The 24951-nt window shown below is 55.4% G+C and carries 37 protein-coding genes, 2 tRNA genes and 2 pseudogenes; 35 read left to right on the top strand and 6 right to left on the bottom strand.

From position 1 onward, the window contains the following. Positions 1–166: 166 nt before the first annotated feature. From TU79_RS26025 to TU79_RS10870, 5 genes and pseudogenes are all read left to right on the top strand, one after another. Positions 167–631 carry a hypothetical protein gene (locus TU79_RS26025; RefSeq protein WP_057007994.1) on the top strand — a complete coding sequence of 155 codons (465 nt, stop codon included), beginning with the start codon at positions 167–169 and terminating at the stop codon, positions 629–631. Positions 632–883: 252 nt separating this feature from the next. Beyond that, a pseudogene (locus TU79_RS26895) lies at positions 884–1107 on the top strand (hypothetical protein). 117 nt (positions 1108–1224) lie between these two features. Continuing rightward, positions 1225–2259 (top strand): hypothetical protein, encoded by a 1035-nt coding sequence (locus tag TU79_RS10885; protein ID WP_057007993.1) that lies wholly within the window; start codon positions 1225–1227, stop codon positions 2257–2259. Between the two features lie 114 nt (positions 2260–2373). After that, positions 2374–2754, top strand: a complete 381-nt coding sequence (locus TU79_RS10880; RefSeq protein WP_057007992.1) for a hypothetical protein — start codon at positions 2374–2376, stop codon at positions 2752–2754. Between the two features lie 522 nt (positions 2755–3276). Then, the gene (locus tag TU79_RS10870) at positions 3277–3495 is read left to right on the top strand and encodes a hypothetical protein (RefSeq protein WP_057007990.1); all 219 of its coding nucleotides are present in this window, start codon (positions 3277–3279) and stop codon (positions 3493–3495) included. A gap of 138 nt (positions 3496–3633) precedes the next feature. Here the strand turns inward: TU79_RS10870 and TU79_RS26020 are convergent, their stop codons facing one another. From TU79_RS26020 to TU79_RS10860, 3 genes are all read right to left on the bottom strand, one after another. Then, positions 3634–4110: a hypothetical protein gene (locus tag TU79_RS26020; RefSeq protein ID WP_139136778.1), complete on the bottom strand. Its 477-nt coding sequence runs from the start codon at positions 4108–4110 to the stop codon at positions 3634–3636. A gap of 76 nt (positions 4111–4186) precedes the next feature. Next, positions 4187–4645, bottom strand: coding sequence for a hypothetical protein (locus TU79_RS10865; RefSeq protein ID WP_057007989.1), 459 nt, complete (start codon positions 4643–4645; stop codon positions 4187–4189). 56 nt (positions 4646–4701) lie between these two features. Then, positions 4702–5046, bottom strand: coding sequence for a hypothetical protein (locus TU79_RS10860; RefSeq protein ID WP_231986849.1), 345 nt, complete (start codon positions 5044–5046; stop codon positions 4702–4704). Between the two features lie 178 nt (positions 5047–5224). Between TU79_RS10860 and TU79_RS10855 the strand changes: the two genes are divergently transcribed. Then, positions 5225–6133 (top strand): DUF6387 family protein, encoded by a 909-nt coding sequence (locus tag TU79_RS10855; protein WP_139136779.1) that lies wholly within the window; start codon positions 5225–5227, stop codon positions 6131–6133. A 228-nt stretch (positions 6134–6361) separates the two neighbouring features. On the opposite strand, the gene TU79_RS10850 is transcribed toward TU79_RS10855, so the two are convergent. After that, positions 6362–6817, bottom strand: coding sequence for a helix-turn-helix domain-containing protein (locus TU79_RS10850; protein WP_057007987.1), 456 nt, complete (start codon positions 6815–6817; stop codon positions 6362–6364). A gap of 142 nt (positions 6818–6959) precedes the next feature. Between TU79_RS10850 and TU79_RS25220 the strand changes: the two genes are divergently transcribed. The 5 genes and pseudogenes from TU79_RS25220 (at position 6960) to TU79_RS10830 (ending at position 9677) form a co-directional block, all read left to right on the top strand. Continuing rightward, a complete protein-coding gene (locus TU79_RS25220; protein WP_082340910.1) occupies positions 6960–7124 on the top strand; it encodes an Arc family DNA-binding protein in 165 nt (54 codons plus the stop codon). Next, positions 7105–7500, top strand: coding sequence for a DUF3077 domain-containing protein (locus tag TU79_RS10845; RefSeq protein ID WP_057007986.1), 396 nt, complete (start codon positions 7105–7107; stop codon positions 7498–7500). Before TU79_RS25220 ends, TU79_RS10845 begins: the two co-directional genes overlap by 20 nt. Further along, complete coding sequence (locus TU79_RS10840; RefSeq protein ID WP_057007985.1) at positions 7497–8291, top strand: phage antirepressor KilAC domain-containing protein; 795 nt, start codon at positions 7497–7499, stop codon at positions 8289–8291. Before TU79_RS10845 ends, TU79_RS10840 begins: the two co-directional genes overlap by 4 nt. Before the next feature lie 108 nt (positions 8292–8399). Then, the gene (locus TU79_RS10835; RefSeq protein ID WP_057008192.1) at positions 8400–9149 is read left to right on the top strand and encodes a zeta toxin family protein; all 750 of its coding nucleotides are present in this window, start codon (positions 8400–8402) and stop codon (positions 9147–9149) included. 269 nt (positions 9150–9418) lie between these two features. Then, positions 9419–9677, top strand: a pseudogene (locus TU79_RS10830) (helix-turn-helix domain-containing protein). Between the two features lie 51 nt (positions 9678–9728). On the opposite strand, the gene TU79_RS10825 reads toward TU79_RS10830, so the two are convergent. Beyond that, complete coding sequence (locus TU79_RS10825) at positions 9729–10154, bottom strand: helix-turn-helix domain-containing protein (RefSeq protein ID WP_005789662.1); 426 nt, start codon at positions 10152–10154, stop codon at positions 9729–9731. A 98-nt stretch (positions 10155–10252) separates the two neighbouring features. Between TU79_RS10825 and TU79_RS10820 the strand changes: the two genes are divergently transcribed. From TU79_RS10820 to TU79_RS10765, 12 genes are all read left to right on the top strand, one after another. Continuing rightward, positions 10253–10489 carry a transcriptional regulator gene (locus TU79_RS10820; RefSeq protein WP_008431880.1) on the top strand — a complete coding sequence of 79 codons (237 nt, stop codon included), beginning with the start codon at positions 10253–10255 and terminating at the stop codon, positions 10487–10489. An 89-nt stretch (positions 10490–10578) separates the two neighbouring features. Beyond that, positions 10579–11001, top strand: a complete 423-nt coding sequence (locus TU79_RS10815) for a phage regulatory CII family protein (RefSeq protein ID WP_008431877.1) — start codon at positions 10579–10581, stop codon at positions 10999–11001. Between the two features lie 148 nt (positions 11002–11149). After that, on the top strand, positions 11150–11632 hold the full coding sequence (locus TU79_RS10810) for a hypothetical protein (protein ID WP_139136781.1): 483 nt from the start codon (positions 11150–11152) through the stop codon (positions 11630–11632). Next, positions 11629–12081: a hypothetical protein gene (locus TU79_RS10805; protein WP_057007983.1), complete on the top strand. Its 453-nt coding sequence runs from the start codon at positions 11629–11631 to the stop codon at positions 12079–12081. The genes TU79_RS10810 and TU79_RS10805 overlap by 4 nt, the downstream gene beginning before the upstream one ends. After that, the gene (locus tag TU79_RS10800; protein WP_057007982.1) at positions 12078–12659 is read left to right on the top strand and encodes a hypothetical protein; all 582 of its coding nucleotides are present in this window, start codon (positions 12078–12080) and stop codon (positions 12657–12659) included. Before TU79_RS10805 ends, TU79_RS10800 begins: the two co-directional genes overlap by 4 nt. Next, a complete protein-coding gene (locus TU79_RS10795) occupies positions 12656–12892 on the top strand; it encodes a hypothetical protein (RefSeq protein ID WP_057007981.1) in 237 nt (78 codons plus the stop codon). The genes TU79_RS10800 and TU79_RS10795 overlap by 4 nt, the downstream gene beginning before the upstream one ends. Further along, entirely contained in the window at positions 12892–13899 is a 1008-nt protein-coding gene (locus tag TU79_RS10790; protein WP_057007980.1) for a hypothetical protein, read from the top strand. Before TU79_RS10795 ends, TU79_RS10790 begins: the two co-directional genes overlap by 1 nt. Next, entirely contained in the window at positions 13896–14675 is a 780-nt protein-coding gene (locus tag TU79_RS10785; RefSeq protein WP_057007979.1) for an ATP-binding protein, read from the top strand. Before TU79_RS10790 ends, TU79_RS10785 begins: the two co-directional genes overlap by 4 nt. Continuing rightward, complete coding sequence (locus TU79_RS10780; protein ID WP_057007978.1) at positions 14672–16048, top strand: replicative DNA helicase; 1377 nt, start codon at positions 14672–14674, stop codon at positions 16046–16048. The genes TU79_RS10785 and TU79_RS10780 overlap by 4 nt, the downstream gene beginning before the upstream one ends. After that, entirely contained in the window at positions 16041–16328 is a 288-nt protein-coding gene (locus TU79_RS10775; protein WP_057007977.1) for a hypothetical protein, read from the top strand. Before TU79_RS10780 ends, TU79_RS10775 begins: the two co-directional genes overlap by 8 nt. Next, positions 16325–16708, top strand: a complete 384-nt coding sequence (locus tag TU79_RS10770) for an antiterminator Q family protein (protein ID WP_057007976.1) — start codon at positions 16325–16327, stop codon at positions 16706–16708. Before TU79_RS10775 ends, TU79_RS10770 begins: the two co-directional genes overlap by 4 nt. A 206-nt stretch (positions 16709–16914) precedes the next feature. After that, on the top strand, positions 16915–17127 hold the full coding sequence (locus TU79_RS10765) for a hypothetical protein (RefSeq protein ID WP_057007975.1): 213 nt from the start codon (positions 16915–16917) through the stop codon (positions 17125–17127). Positions 17128–17179: 52 nt separating this feature from the next. Here TU79_RS10765 and TU79_RS10760 read toward each other — a convergent pair whose 3' ends face one another. Further along, positions 17180–17407 carry a DUF6555 family protein gene (locus tag TU79_RS10760; RefSeq protein WP_057007974.1) on the bottom strand — a complete coding sequence of 76 codons (228 nt, stop codon included), beginning with the start codon at positions 17405–17407 and terminating at the stop codon, positions 17180–17182. A 292-nt stretch (positions 17408–17699) separates the two neighbouring features. Here TU79_RS10760 and TU79_RS26015 point away from each other — a divergent pair. The 12 genes from TU79_RS26015 to TU79_RS10710 all read left to right on the top strand — a co-directional run bounded on the left by TU79_RS26015 (position 17700) and on the right by TU79_RS10710 (position 24940). Continuing rightward, a tRNA-OTHER gene (locus TU79_RS26015) sits at positions 17700–17769 on the top strand. A gap of 7 nt (positions 17770–17776) precedes the next feature. After that, positions 17777–17862 (top strand) — tRNA-OTHER (locus TU79_RS26010). Between the two features lie 222 nt (positions 17863–18084). Beyond that, positions 18085–18456, top strand: a complete 372-nt coding sequence (locus TU79_RS10755) for a DUF3450 domain-containing protein (RefSeq protein ID WP_017736499.1) — start codon at positions 18085–18087, stop codon at positions 18454–18456. Next, positions 18456–18794 (top strand): hypothetical protein, encoded by a 339-nt coding sequence (locus TU79_RS10750; protein ID WP_017736500.1) that lies wholly within the window; start codon positions 18456–18458, stop codon positions 18792–18794. The genes TU79_RS10755 and TU79_RS10750 overlap by 1 nt, the downstream gene beginning before the upstream one ends. Before the next feature lie 53 nt (positions 18795–18847). Beyond that, on the top strand, positions 18848–19114 hold the full coding sequence (locus TU79_RS10745; RefSeq protein ID WP_057007973.1) for a hypothetical protein: 267 nt from the start codon (positions 18848–18850) through the stop codon (positions 19112–19114). Then, entirely contained in the window at positions 19111–19302 is a 192-nt protein-coding gene (locus TU79_RS10740) for a hypothetical protein (protein WP_057007972.1), read from the top strand. Before TU79_RS10745 ends, TU79_RS10740 begins: the two co-directional genes overlap by 4 nt. Further along, positions 19299–19550, top strand: a complete 252-nt coding sequence (locus tag TU79_RS10735; RefSeq protein WP_057007971.1) for a hypothetical protein — start codon at positions 19299–19301, stop codon at positions 19548–19550. The genes TU79_RS10740 and TU79_RS10735 overlap by 4 nt, the downstream gene beginning before the upstream one ends. A gap of 9 nt (positions 19551–19559) precedes the next feature. Next, positions 19560–20174: a hypothetical protein gene (locus TU79_RS10730; protein WP_057007970.1), complete on the top strand. Its 615-nt coding sequence runs from the start codon at positions 19560–19562 to the stop codon at positions 20172–20174. Between the two features lie 2 nt (positions 20175–20176). Continuing rightward, complete coding sequence (locus tag TU79_RS10725; RefSeq protein WP_057007969.1) at positions 20177–21664, top strand: terminase large subunit; 1488 nt, start codon at positions 20177–20179, stop codon at positions 21662–21664. 7 nt (positions 21665–21671) lie between these two features. After that, entirely contained in the window at positions 21672–23141 is a 1470-nt protein-coding gene (locus TU79_RS10720; protein WP_057007968.1) for a DUF4055 domain-containing protein, read from the top strand. Continuing rightward, entirely contained in the window at positions 23134–24177 is a 1044-nt protein-coding gene (locus tag TU79_RS10715; RefSeq protein ID WP_057007967.1) for a minor capsid protein, read from the top strand. Before TU79_RS10720 ends, TU79_RS10715 begins: the two co-directional genes overlap by 8 nt. 67 nt (positions 24178–24244) lie before the next feature. After that, the gene (locus TU79_RS10710; RefSeq protein WP_057007966.1) at positions 24245–24940 is read left to right on the top strand and encodes a hypothetical protein; all 696 of its coding nucleotides are present in this window, start codon (positions 24245–24247) and stop codon (positions 24938–24940) included. Positions 24941–24951: the final 11 nt, after the last annotated feature.

Raw genomic sequence — 24951 nt, 5'->3', positions numbered from 1 at the left:
AAATTAGCAAACTGTTTTTTTGGAATTTGAGTTTGCTAATTTTGCAGGAGGAGAAGGGAGCTGACTCGTAGTGGCGATGTAATGGTGTTAGATTCGCCTCATTACGACTGGTTGGCAGCACCAGCTAGGGCTTGAATTTGCCAGCCTCAAGACAGAAAGGGACTTTATGAAAAAGATGCTTCTTTGCCTCTCAATGGCAGCGCTTCTCTCGGGCTGCGCTAGCAGTGGCACGAAAATCGAACAAGCCCAGATCGATAGCCTGATTAAAGGCAAAACCACCAGCAATGAAGTGATTGCCCTTCTCGGCCCACCCACAGCAGTCACCCAGAATTCTGACGGATCGCAGGTTTTGGGGTGGGGCTATGCCTACGTCGGTTTCGCAGGTATCGGCACGGAGGTAGAGAGCACTACGGTGACCATTGCTCCTGACGGGACTGTGAGCAGCTATGCCCGTAGCGGCTCGAAGGTCGGAGGAGGGGCGCCATCAAAATATTCCGCTGCGCCCGTTCAGGCGGCACCTGGCCCTATGACCAAGAGTCAATACAAGCAGGTCCAACTCCAGAAACTCACTGAGCAGAACCTGCCTTATGACGAATACCAGAAGCGCTATCAGGAAATAATGGCGCAGTAGGTGTTTTAGGTATTCGCCTCGCTAAACCTAACCAACAATTGCGCCGCGACCTGACAGAGGCTCCGGCCCTGATCAAATGGTCGGACGTCGATCTGATTCGGGCTGAGGTGAAGCTGTCCGAGGCCGGACAGATAGATGAGGGAGAGAGTTGCTGAAGATTGCCGCGAGCTACCAAGACGTCGAGTACAAGCTGGCGGGTCATGCGGATGAGGTGAAGAACGGCCAAATAACTCGCGCTGCGGAACAGGAAAAATGACTGCTTGGCGAGAGCAGAGCTTCTGGAGCAAGGTCGGGTCATTGCTTGCATGGCTTTATTTATGATGCTACCCGGGTATTCCTACGCAGCTGGCCTTAGCTGGGGCTCGTCAGGCCGCAAGGGGGTATTCAGTCATGGTTTCATTGTGCTCTGCGTTTTCGTGGCTTTGATTGAGCTGATAGCGCTGAACTGCTTCCATGGCGGGGCATGGAAGAGGTGAACGGAGGCGGGTTGCGTGGAGGTGGCTCAAACTAAGTCCGAGTCAGTAGCGGAAGGTCCGTAGAGACCAATGCCAACAATGCGGCAATACCGTCGCAAATACACATAGGGAAATGCTGTGGCGCAGAATATAACGATCAGGAATGAAGCTGATGCTTTTGAAGCAATTCAAACCTACCTCAAAGATGGGGGGTTCAAGGGAAACGTAAAACTTTCCGGATGGCCAAAGCTTGAGGTTAGGTTGGTTGGGGCAAAATTCGACGCAACCATTACGCCTCCGGTCATGAAATCCTTTCTCGAACTTCAAAATCTCGTCTATAAATCGTATGCAATTGCCCAATACGATACAGATGACACCCGCAAGCTTTCGAGCGCCGAGCGCGAAGAGCTTGAGATCCTCATCAAGGTAGAGGAGGGGTCATCGATTTTTGAAATCGATTTCCAGGGTGTTTTGGAGAAATTCGCTCAAAAGGCCGCAGAAACCATGTCACCAGAGCTGATAGCAATTACCGTCATTGGATTGGGAGTCCTGTGGGTCGGCAAAGCCTCCTATGGCGCATACCTCGATTACCGTAAAGAGGTGCGCCTTGGCGAGGCAAAAACGGAAGAACAACGAAATATTCTCGAAACGATGAAGGAATCGTCAAGAGAGGAAACGAAGCGTATGGAGCTGATGACGAAGCTAATGGTGCGCGAGCCCAAGCTCGAAGAGATCTCGCGGCAAGCCTATGACACCAAGACAGAAATGTTAAAGGGGTTTGTAAGGGCAGATGAAGCAACTATGTCAGGGATCACAACTACAGGTGAAGAGGCGCAGGAACTCGTAGTAAATGCCCGACGTAGGGCCGTAGAACAGCGTCTGGACGGGTTCTATCGAGTATTGCGAGTGGACTCCTCTGACCCGGAAGCGTTCAAGGTAAAAATTCGCAGGCATAGAGCAGGTACGGAGTTTGAGGCGCTTGTTGAGGACATTACTCTCGATGCCGAACAGAAAGAAATCCTGCAGTACGCTGAGTGGGAAAGGACAATAGTCTACCTAAACATAAACGCCAAAATTCTAGACGAAAGCATTAAAAGCGCCGTGGTAATTGGCGTTGAGCGTCGCAACCCGCCAGAGGTGGTTAGACCTCGACGAAAGCCTGACGATCGCTGAAATCGAATTACAGCCAGAGCAACCGCAGGAACACAGCCCGGCCCAGCGCCGGGCTTCTTGCATCTGACATCTGAGCTGATAAAATTTTCGCCCCTATCGAACGGACTCGTTTTCATGCACCTATCCTCGATGCCACTGGCCTTCTGCGCCATCTTCACCTGCATTTCATTCGCCGCCCAAGCCGAAACCCAAAAAGAGAAAGACCTCCACTGCGCGGCCTACTACGAATTGCTTTCAGTAGCGGGTGACCAGCCCGACATAAGCCGCAAGCTTTCCTCAAAAGCTTTCTACGCGCTTCTGGTTCATGCTGGCGATACCCCGCAGGCTCAGGACGAAGTTGCGCAAAAATTGGTGGACTTGCGCAACGAGATACCTGGGCCGATGACACCAACTGGTACTGCCAAGCTACGTGAAAAATACGACGCCGAATGCAAAGTCCTTCTGAAGGCCGCATGGTGCGAAGCTTACAAAGATCCTGGTGCTTGTCAGGGCTGATACCTTGGCGGTAGCAGCATAAGCAGCCATCATCGAGCCCGGCCCAGCGCCGAGCTTCTTGCTCAGGCATCGGCACTTTCTCAACAGTCGCATGTCAATCGTGTATCAATGCCGCGCTAGTACGCCATCATGCACTGCTGGAAGAAGATTTCGCTGACTGAAGATCTAGAAAGGAGCCTCCCAGGTCACCAGGTAGATTGCGTTTTGATCAATGGATGGACGGCCACTATCTTCGTAAGGCAGCCAGAGCTCGGATCAATGTTCTGCACGACGGGCATAGACCTAGCGAAGCTTGCAAACAGCGAGAGCGTACATGAGCTTGCTGAGGAGCTTGTGTTTGAGATTGATATGTCCCGGGGAGGGAAGGCTGGATAGATAACACTACTGTAGCTCCATAATTTTTGCCCAAACTTCCTTCGGCCCGCGCTCCACTGCTCGGGCTTTTCTTTGTCCGGAATTTGCCCCTAGTCTGCCGTCCTTGCCTCATCTAAGCTCATCGATTCATCGAATGGAGACACAGCAATACCCTCGCTTGAATATTCGCTCCCTGACACCCTAGAACGAATCTACGAGAACCAGCTCGCCCTCGAAGCAGCATTGATGGAGCTGACCCTGCTCGTCGAGAGCCAGGGCAGCGCCGAGGCCGGTGGTAACGTGCGTGGTGCTCTGCACACCATTGGTGAGAACGCTGGGCACATCAAACAGGGGCTGGCTAGGTTGAAGGCCCAAGGGCCGGATTGATCGCCAGGGGGAGGGCAGCGACTATCTCGCTCATCGTCGCTTTATCTTGCTCAAAGTGGGCAGCGCCGGCATGTGTAATTGCGAGCTGATGGTCACCGACCTCGACGACGTCCACCAAGGCAAAAAGTGAGATCAGGTCTAGCCCTTCGGCTTCGGCTTCGGCTTCGGCTTCGGCTTTGGTGTGTTGTTGTTGTTGTTGTTGTTGTTGTTGTTGGTTTTGAACTTGGCAAGGGCTGCTTGCCGCTCTCTCTCTAAGATTCTCTTTAGATCTTCGCAGGTTTTCATGGGAAGAGAGCCTTTATTTATGTGGAAATCTATGTGTACGGTTAGTTTTGCGCAATGGCTTTCTAGCTGATTGGGTGATAAATTTCTTATACGGTATATTTCCTCCTTGATGTCGTTTTCGTACTGGTTGGTAAGTTTGGTTAAGGCTGTCGCTGGAGTGGTGCTGCCCTGTGATTTTTGGGGCGGGACTATTGTAGGAGTTGATATTTTTTGATGACTCTCTATTTTTTTTCGATTGTTGTATCGGCGTATGAGCATAAGCGAAATTGCTACTAGTATAGTTACAATGCCTAGTGTGGTTACCAAGCCTAGGTTTTCTGGGTTGTCCATTACTCTTCAATCTCCGAATTTTTGTTGCGATTTTGATGCCCGGTAGTCAGGTTGAGAGATGTAATATATTGAGCTGTTATTTAGTCTTCAAGAACATCATTGCATCGATGAAACGTTGAGCCTTCTGCTGAGAGTCAACCCGTGAAAAGTTCAGCGTGCCGCCGGCCTTATTCGTCGTAATCACGACCCAGCGGTTGCGCTTGGTGTATAGGGTCGCGCTACCGATAGAGTTGAAAAAGATCCTGGTCTGAACGGATTTGGATGAGGTTACCGAGTTGCCGGCGGCAATCGCACCATTCCCGATGGGTACCGCGCTTGCGAAGCCGCTGCTGGAGGACACGACACCGCTTCCGTAGGCGATGTATTCATTCGTGAAGAAAACCTGCTCGGGCCTGGTCTTCTCGGGCTGTTCCATCAGCACCTGCTCAATCACTGACCTGGCCTGTTCCGCTGTGATAGGTGCTGGCTGGTAATCGACGACTTTGGACGCGCACCCTGTGAGGAATAACAGTGCTGCGATGGCGATAGCTTTCATCCCTGACTCCCTTAAATTAATGCCAAGCATTCTGCCATGGCACAGCTAGCCAATGCTCAGAACATGCTCGGACATTTGTAGAGGTTGATCGCTGAGCTATCTAGGCGGGATCCAAGCACATATAGCGTCTGGATCTGGTTCTTCTGCGCAATGAAACCCTCGCACGAGAAGCCGCACGTCACGTTCGCAGTGAAGCAGATGTTCTGCATGCTGAATTTGTACAGGTCGTGTGGCCAGGTTAGGCAATCGTATTTGCCGCCGACGGGGCAGTGGACTTGCTCCAGCTCGCCTGACGCCACAATTGTCGATCCTGTAAGGCGATCAATCTCCCCGTATCCCCATGCCGCTTGGCTCAGCCCAGCAATGATCAGCGGCAACATCCAGCGCAGTGCGGTCATCATCTTTCCATGATTCCAGGTGGTTGAGCGCTGACTGTACCAACCCCAAGTGCCTGCCTCAACGCCTGCGTGCCCGGTCATTTTGGTTGTGTTCTCAAGATGCGCCGTAGGGCTATTACATTTTGCTAACGGGCTATATAGACTGCTGGAAGTCAATCGGATAGTTGATGTGAGAAGGTTTATGAGGAGATTCAAGCGGTGGCCGGAGCTGGAAATTTACGAAAGATTAGAACCTTATTATTACTCGGCAGATTTTCCGCCTCGATGGTTTAAACTTGAGAATTATACAAGTATTGTCAATAAATCAGTTGCTGCTTGGAGCGAAGCCGTCTCTGCTCGAAATTTTGTAAAGTCGACACTTGCTGATGAGGGGGCGGATGATGCTAGCTGGGCTATGTACTTTATGTCGTCTTTTTATCTAGCTCAAAAAACATTATTTGAATTGAATGAGGAGGATCTTGCAGCGGGTGGGAGAGAGGCGGCGCTGGTAGACATGGATGCTTTTAGCTATGCGAAACACCTCTCGGCGTACTTGCAGTTGGCTCCAGATTTGCCGTTGGATGAGATTCTTGATTATGAGAATGGGCTCTCCATTATCCCTCCGAGTGATGCGAGTCAGGAGCTTCTAAAACAGTATGCGCAAGTTACTAATCTTCCAGTTTGGGGTATGCCGGCCGATATTAGAGGGAAGTTATTTTCTCAGATGGGATCTCTAGTTCCTGTTTATCTTGATCTGGCTGCGCCTGATGAGCTGATAGCCGAAACTGCGGTGGAGTATGCTAAGTCTGTTAGAGAAAAGTTGGGAATTTCCAATCAAAAACAAAAAGTTACTGTTAAGGATATTAGTAAATGGATTGATCAGCGTCTCTTGGCATACATAGATCTAACTTTGTGGTTTGAGGCTGTCGGGGCAAAGCCCCCCATTCACCAAATTGCCGATCTAATTTTTCCAGAAAAACTAGATGTGGATACTTCTGAGTTTATAAGAAAGACGGTTAGGAAAAACGCTCATCTTCTAATGAGCGCAAGTATTGGGGGCGCTCTCACGGCGCAGGCCGGTACAAATGATTTTGCCGATGCAGACGGGTAGCCTGGACAGCCGGAAACGATTTGCACCAATTTTCTTCCGGATAGGGAAAGGCGATTATAGGGTCCGGAAAAAAGATGGCCCTTTTCAGAGCCTTCCAATTGCTGGTTTTGTATGAATAATTGGAAACCATCGTAATTGCAGACGTTTCGTTAGGAGTCCGATGGTATGTATAGCGGTCTGAGTAGAAAATTTCCTAGGCGGAAAAATACCGCACGTCGCCACAGGAGGTTAATTACCGAGCTCAAGATCGCCATCATCATCCGGGCCTGGCAGCGCATCAAACCGATCTACCATGCCTGGAAATTCCTCTTCCATCATACGCCGTGTCTCAGGATCCTTAAGTTTCATCCGGAGTCCGATGATCGTCAGTTTTCGCATCAGTTCTTCAGTCGAAATGCCAAGTTTTGCCGCCTCCGTATCGAACTGCTCGGCTTCTTCGGCGCTGAGCTGAATCTCGATTTCCTTAGTGGTCTTTTTCAGTTCCGGCATCAGATCGTAGGCGTCCATTTTCAGAACCCGGGCCAGTTTGAGGGCGCCACCCAGACGGGGTTTGGAGCGACCAGCTTCATATCGTACGATTTGAGGTTGGCTGATGCCGCTTTGTTCGGAAAGATCTTTTTGCGTCAGACCTGCTTCGGAGCGTGCCCATAGGAGGCGTTCAGCAAAAGATCTGGTATCGGTCATGAGCCCTCGAAGCCTTTTAATTACTGGGTTTCATATCACTATATCAGACAACAAATGATCCCCAATGATCAGTATTGACATGTGATAGCAAGTGGTATCAAATGATCACAAATGATCACACGCATGGCGATGGAGGTTAAGGATGAGGCAAGAAAAAGTTCCGCTGGTGATTCGTTTGCCACTTCAACTGAGGGATTGGCTGAGCACGAAGTCAGAGGAGAACGGAAGGACAGCGAACGGGGAGGTAGTTTTCCGCTTAAGGAAAATGATGGAGCAGGAGCTTGTTCATGAAAAACAACAGGCATGAAAAAGCCCCAAGCGCGCCAACGCTTGAGGCCTATGAAGCAGTGAACATTTCTGAGGACATTCACATGACGAAGCATACCGAAGTAAACGAAAAACTCAATGCTGGCGCCTTCAAGGGACCGGTGACCGTGGCGCTCTCATTCGCGCGCTGCAACATTGAGGGGCAAGATTTGTATGGCGTCCGTCCAGGCGTTCCTGCTGTCGATGCTTTGAATCAGGCATCTTGCACTCTTTATAGTGTGAAAAAGTCTTTAGAAGACGCGGGGATGTCTGAGCTCGTCGTTACCCCAAGCCAAGCGTGGTTACTGCATATGGCGATCGAGTCTGCTAAAGCCGCTATCGACTCCGTCGCTGAAGGTCTGGAGAAAGCACGATGAACACTATCTCCATTCAATCCGAGCAGTCTTCTGATGGTGCGCCACGTTTTCTGCAATCGCAAAATGTGGCGCGACCTACCATGTCATCTCGCGAGATCGCAGAGTTGACTGGTAAGCGGCATGACCACGTCATGCGCGACATCCGCAATATGCTCTCCGAGCTGCAAATCGCTGACCCCAAATTTGGGGGCACCTATCTGGACGGCTCCGGGCGATCGATGCCTTGCTTCCATCTGGATCGGGAACTGACCGAAACGCTGGTGACCGGCTACAGCATCCCGCTTCGTCACAGGGTCATCCGCCGTTTACACGAACTGGAGGATACCCAGGCCAAGCCAGCCTTCGACATTGCCAGCCTGAATGATCCCAAGGTGCTGCTCGCATTGTTGACTGACAACGTCCGCAAGGTCGTTGCCTTGGAAGCTGACAACTCAGAGCTCTCGAAAGAGAACCATGAGCTGGAAGTGAAAGTGGAACAGGACGCTCCCAAGGTGGCCTTTCACGACATGGTCGTGGTGTCGCACAAGAAGTACAACGCCGCCCAAGCCGCGAAGATCATTGGCACTGGCCGCACCAGGCTGCTGCAGTTCATGCGGCAGAAGGGATGGGTGACCCGGTCGAACGAGCCGTACCAGGCGAAAATCGAGGCCGGCCTGCTTGATGTGAAGCTGGGCACCTTCGAGCACCCAATCGACGGCACGATCCCAACGTGCTCCACGCTGATCACTGGGAAGGGCCTGACGAAGCTGGAAGCTCTGTGGCGGGAGCGAGACGCTGACTTGTTGGCGTAGCAATAAAGAGAGCCCGGCCCAGCGCCGGGCTATTTGTTTTGCCTCAAGGTTGCGTGGTTTAAGGCCGAGCAAAGTGTTAGTTTTTGGAAAACGAATTTCGAGCCACTAATGACCCCTGAAGAAATAGAGCTAGAAGAAGCTGCTTTTCAGTTTGCCATCGCGCACCGCCGATCTCTGGCAAAGAAGATTGTGGACACCGAGATTTTTATTCCAGAGCGAGCTCCGCTCACCGTTTTTATGGCGGGCTCCCCTGGTGCTGGAAAAACAGAGATTTCCAAGGCAATGGTGGAGGCTCTGGAGGAGGGGCACCCGGAGGGCGAGGGGCGGCGAGTTCTCCGAATTGATCCGGATGATTTTCGAGAGCTAATCCCAGGTTACTCGGGTGGAAACTCTTACCTTTTCCAGCGGGCTGTGACAAAGATTCTTGAAAAGGTCTTGGACCGAGCTTTTGAGAAGCGCGTTTCGTTCATCCTTGACGGAACGATGTCGAATCTAGATGTTGCAAAGCGGAATATTGATAGGGTTCTGAAAGGGAATAGGGCTGCTCAGATAATGTACGTCTATCAGCGCCCTGAGCTCGCTTGGGAGTTCGTGAAAGCACGAGAGATAACCGAGGGAAGAAACATTCCCATGGAGAAATTTGCTCAGCAATACTTGGCAGTGCGTCGGAATATTGTTGAGTTGAGGAAGTCCTATGGGCGGGGTTTGCACATAGATTTACTTGTAAAGAACACAGATTGCTCTGAAGAGTTCTATGAAGATGGGGTAACGGTGGAGCAGATTGACGCCCTAATTCCAGAGACCTATGATTACCAGCAGCTCATCGAGCTACTGACTGAGGCAGATCGTCATGCGTAAACCCAACACCGAAGACTCCAGCCTACTGGCGGATTTCTTCAGTAACTCCTCCCCTGAGACCAAACGTGAGGTTTTCCGGGAGGTGCTTCACAAGGCAAGCGCTTCCCAGCGTGAGGTGGTTGCGCACGCGGCAAAAATCAAATGCTCACTCTCCGCTGGTGATTCTGTCAGGAATAAAACTTCTGACGCCTAGTCTTGAGTAAGCACTAAAAGCCCGGCCTGCCTGCTGGGCTTTTTCGTTTTGCCCATCCGTGACATAAAGCTGAAGAATGAGGTGGGAAGTGAAACGCAGTCTGTTTGCCGAGCTGATGCAGGGTGTGGAGGAAATGAGCGAGCACCGGAAGGGAAATATTACTCTTCGTCAGTACGAAATGAGCAAAACGAGTGTTTGCCAGGCAGGTCAGGATGAATCTGGACACGCTGAAGAACTGGGAGCAATCGAAGTCCAAGCCAAATGCCTAGGCAGCGCTACTGATTAAATTGGTTCAGCGCTTCCCTGACATGGTTGAGCGACTCAACGCCGTTTGAATCGATGATTACCTTGAAGCCCGGCCAAGTGCCGGGCTTTCTGCATCCGGCTCAAGGCTTTTCAGCGTTGGCCTTCTCAAGCAGGGCGGCTATGCCCTCAAGCAGAACCAAGTCCGACTCCTTGAGTCTTCCTTTTGCCGCCGCCCTGGCGAGCTTCTCGATAACCGCAACTGCTCGCGGCGTAGCCTTGTCCTGAAGGGCCTGGTAGGCAGACGCCGCCTCTCTCACCACATCCTGGCGAGTGTACTCACCCTCGATCAATGCCGGCCCGTGTCCATTCGGATTGACCAGCACACCAGGCGTGAGCCCGATTTTCTTCTCGAGGTTGAGCGCCGCTTTCTCACCCAATGAGCGGTGCCCATTGAGGATCTGTGACAAATACGAAGCGTCCAGATCGTGCTGGTCAGCGAAGTCTTTCTGACTGAGTGGGCCGATGACGCGCCGCAGTGCGTCGACCCGAAGAGTTTTGATATCCATAGGCGAATAGTGTCCCTGCGTTAGCATTTGGTAAATTGATAATTGCTATTGCGATACACATTAGCAATGTGTAATCTAGACTTCTTTCGGAGACAAACATGACGCTACTTGAACTCATCCGCTCCCTCGACACACCCTCGGTGGAATCGTTGGCCAAGCGCAGCGGCACCAGTGCCGGGAACCTTAAACAGATCGCACATGGCTTTCGCCGGGCAGGTCCAGGCCTCGCCATCAACCTTGAGCGGGAGTCGAGCAGGGCGGTTACCTGTGAAGAGCTCCGGCCCGATGTCGACTGGGCCTATCTGCGCAATTCAGGCCAAGAGCCAAATCTTTAATCCCGATTAAAAGAAGCCCTGATTGAGGGCGCATATCTTCGCCCTGAGCTGAACGTTCCGCCACGACAACCACGAAGAGGTTTCCCGAAATGGAACAGGTACACCGCGCAATACATGAGGCAGTTCTAGAGGCGGGGCCAAAGCAACTGGCTCACCTGATGGGTATGAGCCACACCGCATTGCTCAATCGCAGCAACCCAAATGATGACTCGCACCGCCTGAACCTGGAGCAATTTCTCCAGATCCTGGTGCACAGCAAGAACGTTGAACCGCTGGAACACCTGGCCAACACATTGGGCTATGCCCTGGTGCCGCAGGCGCGACCGGCGAGCAAGAACCTCATCGAGGCTCTGGTGCATCTCGCGGCTGAGTACGGAGACGTTTCTCGCCTCGTGCATGACGCCCTTGCAGATGGTCGCGTTTCACCTTTCGAGAAAGCAAACATCCAGAAGGAAATTGGCCATGTCCGGCAAAGCTTGTTGGTACTGGAGGAGTCAGTCAAAGCAGCGTGATTACCTATCCGAACGGCTAGGTAACAGAGGAATAAAACGGGCGGAGAATCAATTTTGCCCGGTGCAGAAAGCAACAAACCCGGCGGGAACCGGGGCTCATCTAATCGTCCTGTGTGATCAGGACTACACAACTGCAGAGGTGTGAATCATGGCACATGCAATTCGTAGTAAACAAGTTCGGTCGCCTGTTACTGAACGCATTCAATCTAAACCCCGGCTGGTCAGTGTGCCCAAGAGCGTGTCAATCACGCCTACGCTGCCGCCTTTTGATGAGCGGGCAGGCTTTACCTACTACGAGGTTCAAGTTGTTTATGAGGACGCGGGACTCAAACAAACCTATCCCGGTGTGCTGGATGAGTGTCTGGCATTAGAACTGAAGGCCATGCTCGAGCCGGAAGTTGCCCCGTACCCTGTTCGCATTTCGTGGGTAGCAGGCTGGGCAAAAGGATTCGAAAGCTTCCTCCGGATGAACGACCGCGTAACAGACATGATCCAGTCAGTTCGATCGGCTGAGCGTTCTGGGCACGAGTTCCTAGCTCGTCTTGGTCAGTTCGGTCCGTATGAAGGTTACGCGCCACAAAACAGCCAGGCAGAAAGCGTGGCGCCGAATCTCTCGGAGGTTCGGCCATGAACCAGGTCATTGACTCTAAGAGTCCAAGCTTCAACAAAAAACCTTTCTACCTGGTTGAGGTTTTCGACGGGCGTGGTGTGTACGGCTTCGGCCTTGGGCTCACAGACGAGCGAGTTGCTCGTGACCTGCTCGAGACTCTCGGTCGTGACCTGCTTGGCCGAATAACAAAACTCCACACACTCGCCAACCCACCAGAAGAGGCCCGCGGGTACCAAAAGCATAGGCAGTTTACCGAGCAGACTCAGCGCATAAAGGCGTTGATTGATATGTGCGCGAACGAGCCTTCGCCTGGCCGCACCTTCTTGGTTGCCTTTGTGCAACAGCATCGCGCTGCAATGCCCCTCAGTCATATGGCTTCAATGCTTGAGCATGCCAAGTACGAGCCCGACTTTGATGAGTTTGCCTATATCCCACTTCACCAATCTGCAATCGGGAGGGCATACCCATGAGCGAAATATCCCAAGAGGTACCTGTCACCGTCATCGACGAAGAACACTTCGAGAAATATCCCGATGCAGCGCTGTTGCTGAAGTGTTTCGAGGTCGTTAAGGACGCGCTAGACGTCATCGACGAGCCGGAGTACTCCATTGAGAAAGAGGATGACACTCACATTGACCTGTACCGAGCCTACTACGCACTCAAGGTGTTGTTCAGGCGTAGGACTGGGCACGACGCGAGGCAAGTTGCCCAGGATCACTTTGAGGCCATGAGCCGCCACTTGTTGGAGGGGAAGCCGCGACCAGAAAACAGAATTCCCGTCGTCGTGTTCCCTGGGGAGTGCCTACCGGATGAGGCATTCGCCGGCCTGACGGACCAACAACTGGCTTGCGCGGCGTTCAACTACAGCGATCGCGTTCGAGTTCTGATCATGGACCACTCACCGCGGGCTTTGGCGTTGGACGAGGCTCGTACGCTCTCCATTGACGCCACCACAGCATTGCGCCTGCTGGTATTGCGCCTGTCTGGCGGCTCAATGGAAACCATGGGTGCCGGGATGTGCCGCAAGCATGGGGAGACGCTGCAATGATCGGCTCTGTCGAATCAACTACGAGAATCCCCGTAATTAAACCTGCAGCGGCCTGCACCATCGCCGGCCCCTGGCCAACCTACGGCAACTTCCGAACGCTTCCAGAGCGCGAGCGCTGGGTGCTTTACGGCAGCGCCAAGGCCTACCGTGAGTCGCTGGAGCGCCAGGGTTTTGAGATGGCTGAAACCTACGATGCCTTCATCCGTCGCGTGACAGAGGAGCTGGATATCTGATGGCGCGCATTAGGACGATCAAGCCAGAGTTCTGGAGCAGTGAACAGGTGATGGAGTGTCAGCCTCTGACACGCCTGCTGTTCATTGGTATTTGGAATTTTTGTGACGATGGCGGCAATCATCCTGACTCGGAGAAAACCATCAAGGCCCGGGTTTTTCCCGGTGACGAAATCAGCTCGTCGAGTATTCGTCGAATGCTCGACGAGCTGTCGTCGAACGGTCTTTTGTCCTTCTACGAGCACTCTGGCAAGCGATATTTGCACGTCTGCGGGTGGGAGCACCAAAGGATTGATAAGCCGACCTTCAAGTACCCGGAGTTTGTTCAGTCCCTGGTGGTGTCCAGTCCGCCACTGCTGGGGGCTGGAACTGATGACAACCAGAAACCGGGGCCTGTAGGTGATTCTGTCGGTGAGTCCTCTCCGAACATTCGACCACCACTCGACGAGGACTCGTCGAATCCTCTGCTAGGCCTCGACCCCGGAAGGGAAAGGAAGGGTAATAGGAAAGGAGAAGAACAAGATCAAGATCAAGAGCATGTCCATCGTCGCGATGCTCCGCCGGACGACGCGACGCTGGAACCTCAAGCTGGAGCAAATGGGCAGGAGCAGCACGCACCTGCTCAACCCGCTCTGGCAGATCCAAAGCCGAAGCGGAATATCAAACCCGCCGCTACGGATCTGCTGGACGGCTTCGACCAGTTCTACCGGTTGTACCCGCGACGCCAAAAACGGCTTAACGCTGAGTCGGCCTGGAAGAAACTCAAGCCTGATGCCGCATTGCGCGAAACCCTGCTTGTTGCGCTGGCAAATCACTGCCTCAGGCCTGACTGGATCAAGGACGGCGGGCAGTACATCCCGCTGCCAGCGACCTGGCTCAACGGCCGATGCTGGGAAGACGAAATCCTGGCGAACATCGAGCAGTCCAATCACGTGGACCTCGACAAAATTGACCACACCCTCGGGCTTGAACTTCAGCCCAATGGTACGTATCGAGTAGCCCGACCATGATCAAACCAGCAATCATCAACACCGCTATCAGCCGTTGCGACGAGCACGGCACGTTTGAAAACAGTCTCTTGGAGTCATTCATCGGTGACGCACAGTGGCTCGGCTGCCCACGCTGTCACTTCGATGCACGGCATTCCACTGACGAATCCGTCGCCACCGCTGCACGGGATGTGCAGTTCGCTCGTCAGCTCAATGCGGATCTGATCTCATCAGGTATCCCTCCACGTTTCCGGGCGGCGACGCTGGAGAACTACCGGACGGACAGCAAGCCAGAACCACAGGCCGTTGCTCTTCGCCAATGCAGGGAATACGCGGAACGGTTCGACGTGCACTGGCAGGCCGGGCTCTCGATGATGCTTCTGGGAGAGGTCGGTACCGGCAAGACACACCTGGGTTGTGCGGTGGCGCAGCACGTCATCCGTCACCACGGCGCCCATGCCCGGTATACGTCCGCCCTGGCGATCATTCGTGATGTGAAGGCAACGTTCAGCAAAACCGCAGAATCAACCGAGCACCAAGTGTTCAGCACACTGCAGTTTCCCGATCTGCTGGTGATCGATGAAATCGGCGTTCAGCACGGGAGCGACTTCGAGCGGCAAGTGTTGTTCGAGGTGATCAACAACCGCTACGAGCGATTGCAACCCACCATCGTAATTTCCAACCTGGGCATTCTCGGTTTGCGTAAATGTCTGGGAGATCGAGCAGTTGATCGTCTTAGCGATGCCGGTGGTCCTGCAGTGCTGTTCAACTGGCCTTCAGCCCGGGGTGACGTATGAGCCGCGAACTATTCAGTGATGAGGCCGAGTTCGGCATTCTTGGGGCGGTACTGCTCAAGCCCGAGTTGTTCGACGAGATCAGCAGTAAGGTGGACGTTTCCGATTTCCATGATTTGGAGAGCGCCGCGCTTTACCAGGTGATGATTGATTGCCACACCGCCGGTGTTCCCATCGACGTTGTCACCTTGAGCGATTGCCGCCACCGCCTGCCCAGTGGCAAGTCGACCCTGGCCCATGCGGGCGAGGTCGCCATGAGTGTGCCCAGCGCCGCCAACTGGAAGGCCTATGCTCGCATTGTTCGGGAGCGGGCAGTGTTGCGTCAGATTGTGAATGCCGCGTATGTGATCAACGACACGGCCAATGAAGAGCGCCCACTTTCCGAGGTTATCGCCATGGCCCAGCAAGCCACGGCGGATCTGCGCGACCTGGACGACGATGGGCAGCAGGATTACTACAAGGCCAGCGAAATTCTGCCCGCGGTGATCGACACCATCGACTCGAAGTTCAACAAGACGATGCCTACAGGGCTTTCGACCGGGCTGAAGGATCTTGATGAACTGGTGCGAGGGTTACGCCCTGGCAACATGATCGTTGTTGGAGGGCTCACAGGGTCGGGCAAGACCATCCTCGGCCTGCAGATAGCTCAGCACGTCACCTGCAACCTTGATGGCGTCGGCTTGGCTTTCTCCATGGAAATGACCAAGGAGGAATTGATCACTCGCGGCCTTGCATCGATCGGTAGCGTCAATCTGAGCAAGTTGGACAGTGGCGATCTTGAAGACCATGACTGGCCAAAGCTAACCAGCGCGGTCAGCGTACTCAACGAAGCCAAGCTGTTCGTCAACGATCAGGCCGGCATGACGATGCCCCGCATCCGCTCAATCGCCCGGCAGTGCCAGCGCAGGGAAGGGCTCAACGTGCTGCTGGTCGATTACGTCCAACTGATCAGCGCCGAGGGTAGCGCCAACCGCTCTATCGAGGTCGGCAAGATTTCCACGGCCCTCAAGAACTTAGCCAAGGAACTGAAGATCCCCGTAATCGTGCTGGCCCAGCTTAACCGTGGCTCAACCAACCGACCAGACAAACGTCCTCGCCCGAGCGACATCCGTGACTCCGGACAGATCGAACAGGACGCCGACGTGGTGATCCTGGTGCATCGCGACATGGAAAGCGAAGAGGGGCAGAACGGAGTAACCGAACTCATCGTTGGCAAGGTCAGGCACGCCAAGGTTGGCTCGTGCCTTGTGCAGCAGCAGGGTAAGTACGTCAGGTTTGTTGACTTCGGAGGTAAAGCACCAAGCACCGAAGAGGTGGAGATGGGACGCGTATTGAAATTCACCGGCCGCGCAAAGGAGAGAAAAGACCATGAGTAACGTCACAGCGGCATTGCCGCGCAAAAGCATGAGCGACCTTGAGCGGCGCTTTCTGAAAATCGCCGGTGAGGAGCTTGCCAAGGTCAAAGTCGGCGGGCCGAGTGCGCTGGCTTACCTGCTGGATATGGTCGCCAGTTGGCATGGCAGCCGGGCTCAGATCGGGTTCCATGACTTCGGGCAGCGCTGGCTGATCGAGGGCAATGCAAAGAACAAACCCGCTGACCGGTTGCTGCGTGACCTGTTTGGCTTGAGTGATCCAGATCCGAGGAAAGCCGCATGAATACCAGAAAACCTGCACGTCTCCCTTTGGGCGATACCGAATACATGCTTGAACAGTGGGGCTTCTGGCGCATGGATGGTATGGGCGTGCCGAGCTATGTGTCGCCGTCCTGGGCGATCATGAGAGATATGATTCCATCGACAAGTAGGTCCTATGTCATAACGGATGAACTGGCTATTGTCGTTGATGGCGCCGTTGCCAGGCTTTGCAAGCGGGCGCCTGAAATGGGCGACTTCGTTTGGTTGTACTATGCGGCCAAGTGGCCAGCCAAGCGGGTTGGCAACAAGTACGACATGAGCGAAGCCAAGGCCAGGGAAATCATCAAGACCGGCGTCGGATGGATAGACTGCTCATTGGAGAGATTCATCGAAGCCGCGTAAAAATACTTGCACACGCGGAATAGCCTTGTTTTCATGGCACTGTGTTCAGCTTTTCAAGCGCGACACTACATCGAAAGCCCGGCCAAACGCCGGGTATTTTCATTTCAATGTTTAGTTACGCGCCTTAACTGTGTAAAATCACCACACAGCCAGGGCTTAGGCTACTGGCGCCCAGTTTCTGGGGATCGAAAGGTTCAAATCCGGCCATGTCGGCTGCTCAAATGGCAATTCTGTTCGTACTTACGGTCTTGATGGCCGTTCTTTACACCACGCCTGAATTGCTGATCGCAACAGTCCAATTTGCGAATGAGGGTAGTCTGATGATGAAAGAAACCATGATGCAATATGTACAGCCAGTAGCCACAATGATTGTCGCCATTTGGTGTGGATGCATGGCCAACGGAAAGATCCCCGTTTGATATGAGGCAAGACCTCACATGAAAAACCCGGCCATTTTGCCGGGTTTTTTCGTTATGGTTTTTCGATGAAAGTGACGTCGGTAAAGCCTTCAGCGATGCACATCGATTTAAAGGTTTGTGGTGTTTTATCGTCTCTGTACTGGTCTTTGACGGTGATGTGGAATCGCATAGCTACCAATCGCCACTCATCATTTTCGTAGAAGTGGTCGACTTTCTCAACGAACGTTTTTCTTTCCCCGTCTTTGGTGTAGCTGATTTCAAAAGTGCGCAACTCTGGCATGACACATTCCTTGTTTGACGCCTGACCAATGAGGAGAAATTGTAATTTAGTTCAGATCTCGCCAAGCGCGGGATTTTTTATCTCTCGAGTTCACTTGTAGCCAGGGCAGCCTTCGGGGCGGCCTGGACGTCGATAGCCGGTAGTGCGACGTGCGGAAAAACACTGGCAGCCCGCGCACCCTGACCTCACTGTGCTTCCTGGGTGGCGCGAGACCAGATTGGCGCGATCGATGCATTAGGGTGTCGACGATGGGATCGTCTTTGGCGGGCAGCGTGGGAAGAGACACGCATTTGCGGGTAGCGCAGGTCGCTAGACAGCCTTCCAGGCTTTCGATCAGGGTTCGATTCCCTGTATCCGCTCCAATTTCAAAGCAGGTAGCGCCGTACGGACGGCAAACGGTCTTGAAAACCGTGCTACTGGAAACGGTAAGGGTTCGATTCCTTCACCTGCTGCCAAAACGCCGACTGAATGTGCGCTGGGACGCACACGGGACTGTAAATCCTGCGCCGAGTGCTAAGTGGTTCGATTCCATCGGGCGGCACCAATTCAAATACTCGCCATCTCGCGGGGATTTCGTTTTCGGCTCCACCACGCCCATTGCTCCGAGCTGGGAGTGCTGCTGGAGCTGACTTATTTGTACAGGTCGTACCTCGGCCACCTTTCTCTATGGAGTGGCGATGGATCCTAACGACCTGGGCCCTGGCACGTTTGCGTGGCTTGGCGGCACCGGCACCGTGCTGCTCGGCGGTCTGTTGTGGCTGAGGAAATTCCTCTCTAAGGACGCGACCGACCGGGCCATGGACAACGCCGACATCGGCACCGTCCGCCGGCTCAATGAATTGCTCGACACTGAGCGTGCCCGTGCCAACGCCGCCGAGGCGCGCGCTGACCAGTTTGCCAAGGAGCGCAACGAGCTTGCTGCAGCGGTTGGCCGTATGGAGGGGAAGATCGAAGCCCTTTCAAGCCAGGTCGCGCAGCTCACTGCAACGGTTACCTCGCAGAGTGACGAGATCGCCCGCCTGCGAACCAAGCTGGGAGGCATCAACTGATGGACAGATGCGCAATCAACTTCATCGCCCGCCACTGGTGGAGGCGCGCCGAGGTATGGGTCATCGCTCTCCTGCTGGTAGCCGGCGGATCGATCCTTGGCTACCAAGCCGGCGTCTGGTCTGCCAGTAGCGAGCAGACTAAGCAGCTTGCCGAGGTGCGCGCCGCCTATGACGCCGCTCTGGGCAAGCGTGACCTGCGCCTGACCAACCTGGCCGAGAAGACCCAGGACGCCGCAGTGAAGGTGCAAGAGGCATCGCACTCGGCAGTCCAGGCGGCTGACACGGCGAGCAAGGCGGCCGAGAAGGTCAGTGAAGCGGTAGAGCGGCAGGCGCCGTAATCCGCGCCACGATTTCGAATGCGCCAAATCGTGGCGCGAGACGGGAGTAGGGCATGAGCGACCAATCAGGTGAACACGTCCACTACTGGGACGATGGTCGCGGCCGACGGGAAGTAATCATCGACGGCCAGCGCGTAGACGGTGTGACCTACTGCGACACCAAGGCGGGCATTGCCGTTGTGCTGGATGCTCCGCTCAAGTCCTCCGACGGCGAGCATGTCGACTTCCACCCTATATGGGGTGAGATCAGGGTCATCTACTGTGGTGGCTACACCGACTCCAATAAGACATTCCGCATGGGAGAGGGTCCGATCCAATGAGCAACGTCACCCGTCTGCGGCACGTCCTGCCAATGAATCCAGACATCAATGCTGCGGTAGGTGCTCTCGACAAGGCCATTGCCGATGCCGTGGACGCCGCCAAGGAAGCCGGGCTGCCTCAGGGCCTGATCGTTGGCTTGCTCCATGGGCACGCTCACGCACAGACACACCAAATGGTGACCGAATGACCGTCAAGGTACTGGAGTTCAAGCGGGAAGACTGGCGCGATGCCGCCAAGACCCTGCGCAAGATCGCCGATGACCTCGATGCTGGTGAGCATCCCGAGTGCACCGTAGGCGCTTTGACGCTGATCGGTGCCAAGGGAGAGGTGACCGTGTTCGGTATCGGTCCCAAGTGCGATGACCTGCAGTGCCTCGGTGCCATGCGCTTGGGTGAGCAGAAGCTGATTGATGTGCTGCTGGACAGCCAAGACTAAGGATTCCCCATGACAACCAAGCAACCCGACTGGGAGCGCATTGAACAGCTCTTCCGGGCTGGCTTGCTCTCAGTGCGTGAGATAGCCGCTGCCTGCGGTGTCTCCCATACAGCGATCAACAAGAGGTCGAAGGCTGAAGGCTGGGATCGTGACCTGAATGCCAAGATCAAGGCCAAAGCCGATTCACTGGTTTCCAAACGAGAGGTTTCCACAAAGGTTTCCACGGAAACACTGGCAACCGAGCGTGGAATCGTAGAGGCCAATGCGGAGGTCATTGCTGACATCAGGATGGCGCACCGCACAGACATTGGCCGGTCACGCAGACTCGCCAACAAGTTGCTGGATGAGCTGGAAGCGCTCACCGATGAGCAGGGCACCATCAAGGAGTTGATTGCTCAGCTCAAGGAGGCGGACGACGACGGCGATGCAATGTCGGACGTTCTGTCCCTTGCCCACAAGATGGGCGCGCTTCCATCTCGCACCAAGACCATGAAGGAGCTGGCCGAGACACTGAAGACTCTGGTTTCCCTGGAGCGTCAGGCCTACGACCTCGACACCAAATCTGGCGGCAACGACGCCGACGAGCTCTCGAAACTGATGGACGATCTATCGAAGGACGCCTGACCATGAAGCCCGAGCACATGAAGCTGCTGCGGGAAAAGTTCTGGCGCCTGAACAATCTGTACTTCATCACGGACAAGCAGGGCAAGAAGGTCCGCTTCCGGATGACGGACGAGCAGGTCAAGTACTTCCAGGGGATGCACACGCGGAACCTGATTTTGAAGGCTCGGCAGCTTGGCTTCACGACTGAGTGCTGCATCATCCAGCTGGACGCCGCTCTGTTCGAGTCGGCCAAGTGCGCGTTGATCGCTCACACCCTGAACGACGCCAAGCGCTTGTTCCGGGAGAAAGTGAAGTACGCCTACGACAACCTGCCGAAAGAGATCCGCGCCGCCAACCCTGCGAGCAACGATGCCGCCGGCGAGTTGGTGTTCAGCAAGGGCGGCTCGATCTACGTCAGTACCTCGTTTCGGGGTGGCACGCTGCGCTACCTGCACGTATCCGAGTTCGGGAAGATCTGCGCCAAGTTCCCTCACAAGGCCCGCGAAATCGTCACTGGCGCCTTCGAGGCCGTGGCCACCGATTGTTTCGTCACCATCGAATCAACGGCAGAGGGTCGGGCCGGTTACTTCTTCGATTACTCGCAGAGCGCTGAGAAGCAGCAACTATCCGGAGTGGCCCTGGGCCTGCTGGACTGGAAGTTCTTTTTCTTCAGCTGGTGGAACAACAAGGCCTACTGGCTCGAACCGGCTACAGCCATCATCCCTGACCGCCTGACCGCGTACTTCGATGAGCTGGAAGCAAAGCGCGGTATCGCGACAAGCCCTGGCCAGCGCGCCTGGTACGCCGCCAAGGAGAAGACCCTCGGCGACGACATGAAGCGGGAGTATCCGTCGATCCCCGCCGAAGCCTTCCAGCAGTCAATCGAAGGCGCCTACTACGCCAGGCAGTTCACCAAGCTTTACGCAGCCCAGCGTATCGGCGTGCTGCCGGACAACAGTCACCAGCCCGTGATGACCTTCTGGGATATCGGCGTCGGCGACTCCACGGCCATCTGGTTCGTGCGTCAGGTCGGCACCGAGTTCCACGTCATCGACTTCTACCAGAACAGCGGGGAAGGCCTGCGGCACTACATGAAGATGCTGAAGGATCGCGGCTACGTGTACTCCGAGCACTGGGGGCCGCACGACATCGACAACCGCGAGTTCAGCAGTGATGCCAAGACCCGGCGAGAAATGGCGCGCGAGGGCTACGAGATCGACGGCCAGCACTACCGCATGACGTTTCAGGTCGTGCCCAAGATCGGCGTAGACGACGGCATCGACCAGACGCGAGAGATCCTGGGCCACTGCGCATTCGACGAATCCAAGTGCGAAGAGGGCATCACCGCCCTTGAGAACTACCGCAAAGAGTGGGACGACAAGAAGGGCTGCTGGAAAGACCGGCCGCTTCATGACTGGGCATCCCACCCGGCTGACGCCTTCCGCTACTTCGCAGTGGCCAAGACCAAGCGCGCCGTCATGACCCACATCCCTGTCACCTTCACCTTCTGAGGCCGATATGCCCAACTACAGCGCCATCAGGCAAGAGTACAGCGATGCCTTGCCCGGTTGGCAGCTGGTCAAGCGTTGCGTAAAGGGGCCGAGAGAGGTCCGCAAGTACGACGAATATCTGCCGATGCCTGACCCGCTCAACCTGTCGGACGAGAATCGGGCGCGGTACGAGCAGCTGAAGAAGCGCGCCATGTTCCTGAACGTGGTGGGCCGCACTCGCACCGGCCTGCTGGGCGCCGTGTTCCGCAAGACTGCCGAGATCAGCCTGCCCACAGCCATTGAGTACCTGAAAGAGAACGCCAGCGGCGACGGTGCGAGCCTGGAGCAGCTGAGCAAGGAGTCGACCGGCGAATGCCTTGATACTGGGCGCGGCGGCTTGCTGGTGGACTTTCCGAAGGTTCATCTGCCAGAAGGCCAGGTCGCGCTGACCGTGGCTCAGGCTGCAAACTCACGCGCCTTCATCCACTTCTACTGCGCCGAGAGCATCATCAACTGGCGTGAAGACGTGATCGACGGCGTGCGCCGGCTGACGCTGGTGGTGCTGCACGAAAAGATCAATGAGCCAACGCCCGATGGCTTCGAGTTCACCGCCAAGGACCAATACCGGGCACTGATGCTGCGTGACGGCAAGTACGTGCAGAGCGTGCACAGCGCTGATGATCCAGAAGGCGAAGAGACAGAGCCAAAGGACAAGGCCGGCCTGCCGTTCTATCACATCCCGTTCCATTTCTTCGGTGCCGAGAACAACGACGCAAGCATCGACAAGGCGCCGCTGGAAGACCTGGCCGAGGTGAACATTCTCCACTATGGCAACAGCGCCACTGTGGAAGAGTCGGGCTTCATCGCATCGCAGCCCACTCTGTTCATCACCACTGACATTGATCCGGACAGCTTCATCAAGCTCAACCCGAACGGCATGCAGATCGGCTCGCGCAGGGGTCACAACCTGGGTAAAACTGGCAGTGCCACGTTTCTTCAGGCCGATGAAAGCCAGTTGGCCCGCGAGCTGATGAAGGACAAAGAACAGCAGATGCTCATGATCGGCGCCCGCATTGTCCAGCAGGGCAGCGGCGCAGAGACGGCAGAGGCCGTGCGCATTCGTTATAGCTCCGACAACTCAGTGCTGGGCACCATCGCCGGCAACGTGAGCGAGGCCGTTCGCCTATCCCTGTTCGACGCCCAGCGCTTCATGGTTGGGGATGTGGACGAGGAAGGCACCGTCTTCTGGCTCAACCAGGAGTTCTTCGACGAGGTCATGGACGCCCAGGCGATCCTGGCCCAGATGCAGCTCTGGCAACAGGGCATCATCGCCAAGAAGGACTTGCGCACCAACCTGCGCCAGTCCGGCGTGCTGGATTCGGACCGCACGGACGAAGATATCGACGCTGACCGAGAGGAAGAGGCTCCGGTGGTGGGCGGCGAGCCTGCGACCGATGAGCCGCCAGCCAATCAGCCTCCAGGGGTGAACGATGAGTAGTGAAGGCTACCTGACGGACGCCACCACCCGGCACCAGGTCTACGTCCAGCGTTATGCCGGCGGCAACCTGAAGCGGGTGACGGCCTTCATCAGCAAGGCCATCAAGACGGCAAAGGACCGCGTGTCAGCAGGGCTGAGCGATTACGGCACCAGACGCTACACCTCGCAGATAGAAGCGCTCCAGGGCGATTTGCGGGGTATCTACGACGATTTGAAGGGCCGGGCTCAGCTAGACCTGGGAGAGTTCGCCGCATATGAGGCTGAATTCAATGCCACGATGCTGGGCAAGGTCGTAAAGCTGGTTGTTCAGCTCAACGTACCTTCGGCCGAGATGGTGAGCGCTGCGGCATTGGCTGACCCGTTGATCCTCGAGGCGCGAAAGGGTGCCCAGCGGATCAGCATCGGCGGAGCGCTCGACCAGTTCGGCACCAAGAAGGCGGCCGAGATCATCGGCGAGATCCAGATTGGTTCAAGCCTTGGCGAGACCAGCCAGCAGATCGGCCGGCGACTCACCAGCATTCACCAGTTGCATCAGGACCAAGCCTCATCTCTCGTTCGTACCATGACCAACCATGTCGCCAGCACGGCGCGCATGGAGACGCTCAAGGCCAACGACGACATCCTGCAGGGATGGCGTTGGATATCCACCCTGGACAGCAAGACGTCACACATGTGCCAGGCCAGAGACCAGCACCTGTACGGCTGGGATGACCCCAAGCCGCCAGGCCACTGGAATTGCAGGTCAAGCGCGCTGCCCGTGCTGAAAGATGAGTTTGCTCGCGAAATTCCCGGGTCTACCAGGCCCTCAATCGGCCCTGACGGCGTGACGCTGGTATCCAGCAAGACGAGCTATCAGGACTGGCTGTCGCGCCAACCTGCCGCCTTCCAGCGGGACATCCTTGGACCGAACCGCTACGCGCTATTCAGCAAGGGTGAGCTGACCCTCGACAAGTTCGTCGACGACAACGGCAAAACCCTGACTCTGAAGCAACTGAAAGACCTTGAACCGCTGGCCTTCGAGCGAGCGGGACTATGAACAGCCGGCCATGAGCCGGTTTTTTACGCCCGCGGCTGAGCCAACGGCAAATCATCCGGGGGATGACATGAAGTACAAGATCAGCAAGGCCGAATACGAAGCACTCGATGCAGCCATGCAGGCGCTCTACAAGGCGATGGGCGATGACTTCGTTCTCGTCGTTGAGGGCTTGCCCACCGGTGGTGAGGATCTGGAAGGCCTGAAGCGCCAGAATCAGACGCTGCTGGATGAGGCCAAGGAGGCAAAGCGCCTGCGCCGTGAGGCTGAAGAGGCCCGCACGCAGCAGGAGCGGGACGCAGCCAAGGCGCGTGGCGACTTCGAACAGCTGTACGCCAGCAGCGAGCAGGCCCTTGCGGCCGAACGTACACGCCTTGCCGAGCTGACCACCAGCATTGAGCGGCGCGACCTGACATCGGCAGCCAGCAAGATCGCCACCGGCATTGCTGACGGCGAGAACGCTGAGATCCTTGCCGAGTTCGTTCAGCGCCGCCTGAAGATCGTAGAAGGCCAGGTCAAGGTCACGGACGCCGCAGGCAACCTGACCATCGCAACACTCGATGACCTGGCAAAAGAATTCCAGCAAGCGCCGCGCTACGCAGCATTGGTGCGCGGCACGCAAGCGAACGGCGGCGGGGCTGCCGGGGGTAAGGGTGGCGGGGCCACCAAAACGTGGGACCAAATGAGCGGTATGGAGCGTGTTGAGCTCCGCCGAACCAACCCCGCCGAGCATGCGCGCATGAAAGCCGCTGCTGAGGCCAAGTAAAAGGAAATTCA

The sequence above is a fragment of the Pseudomonas trivialis genome, assembly GCF_001439805.1.
GTDB lineage: Bacteria > Pseudomonadota > Gammaproteobacteria > Pseudomonadales > Pseudomonadaceae > Aquipseudomonas > Aquipseudomonas trivialis.
This window is presented reverse-complemented; position numbering and strand designations above follow the sequence as displayed.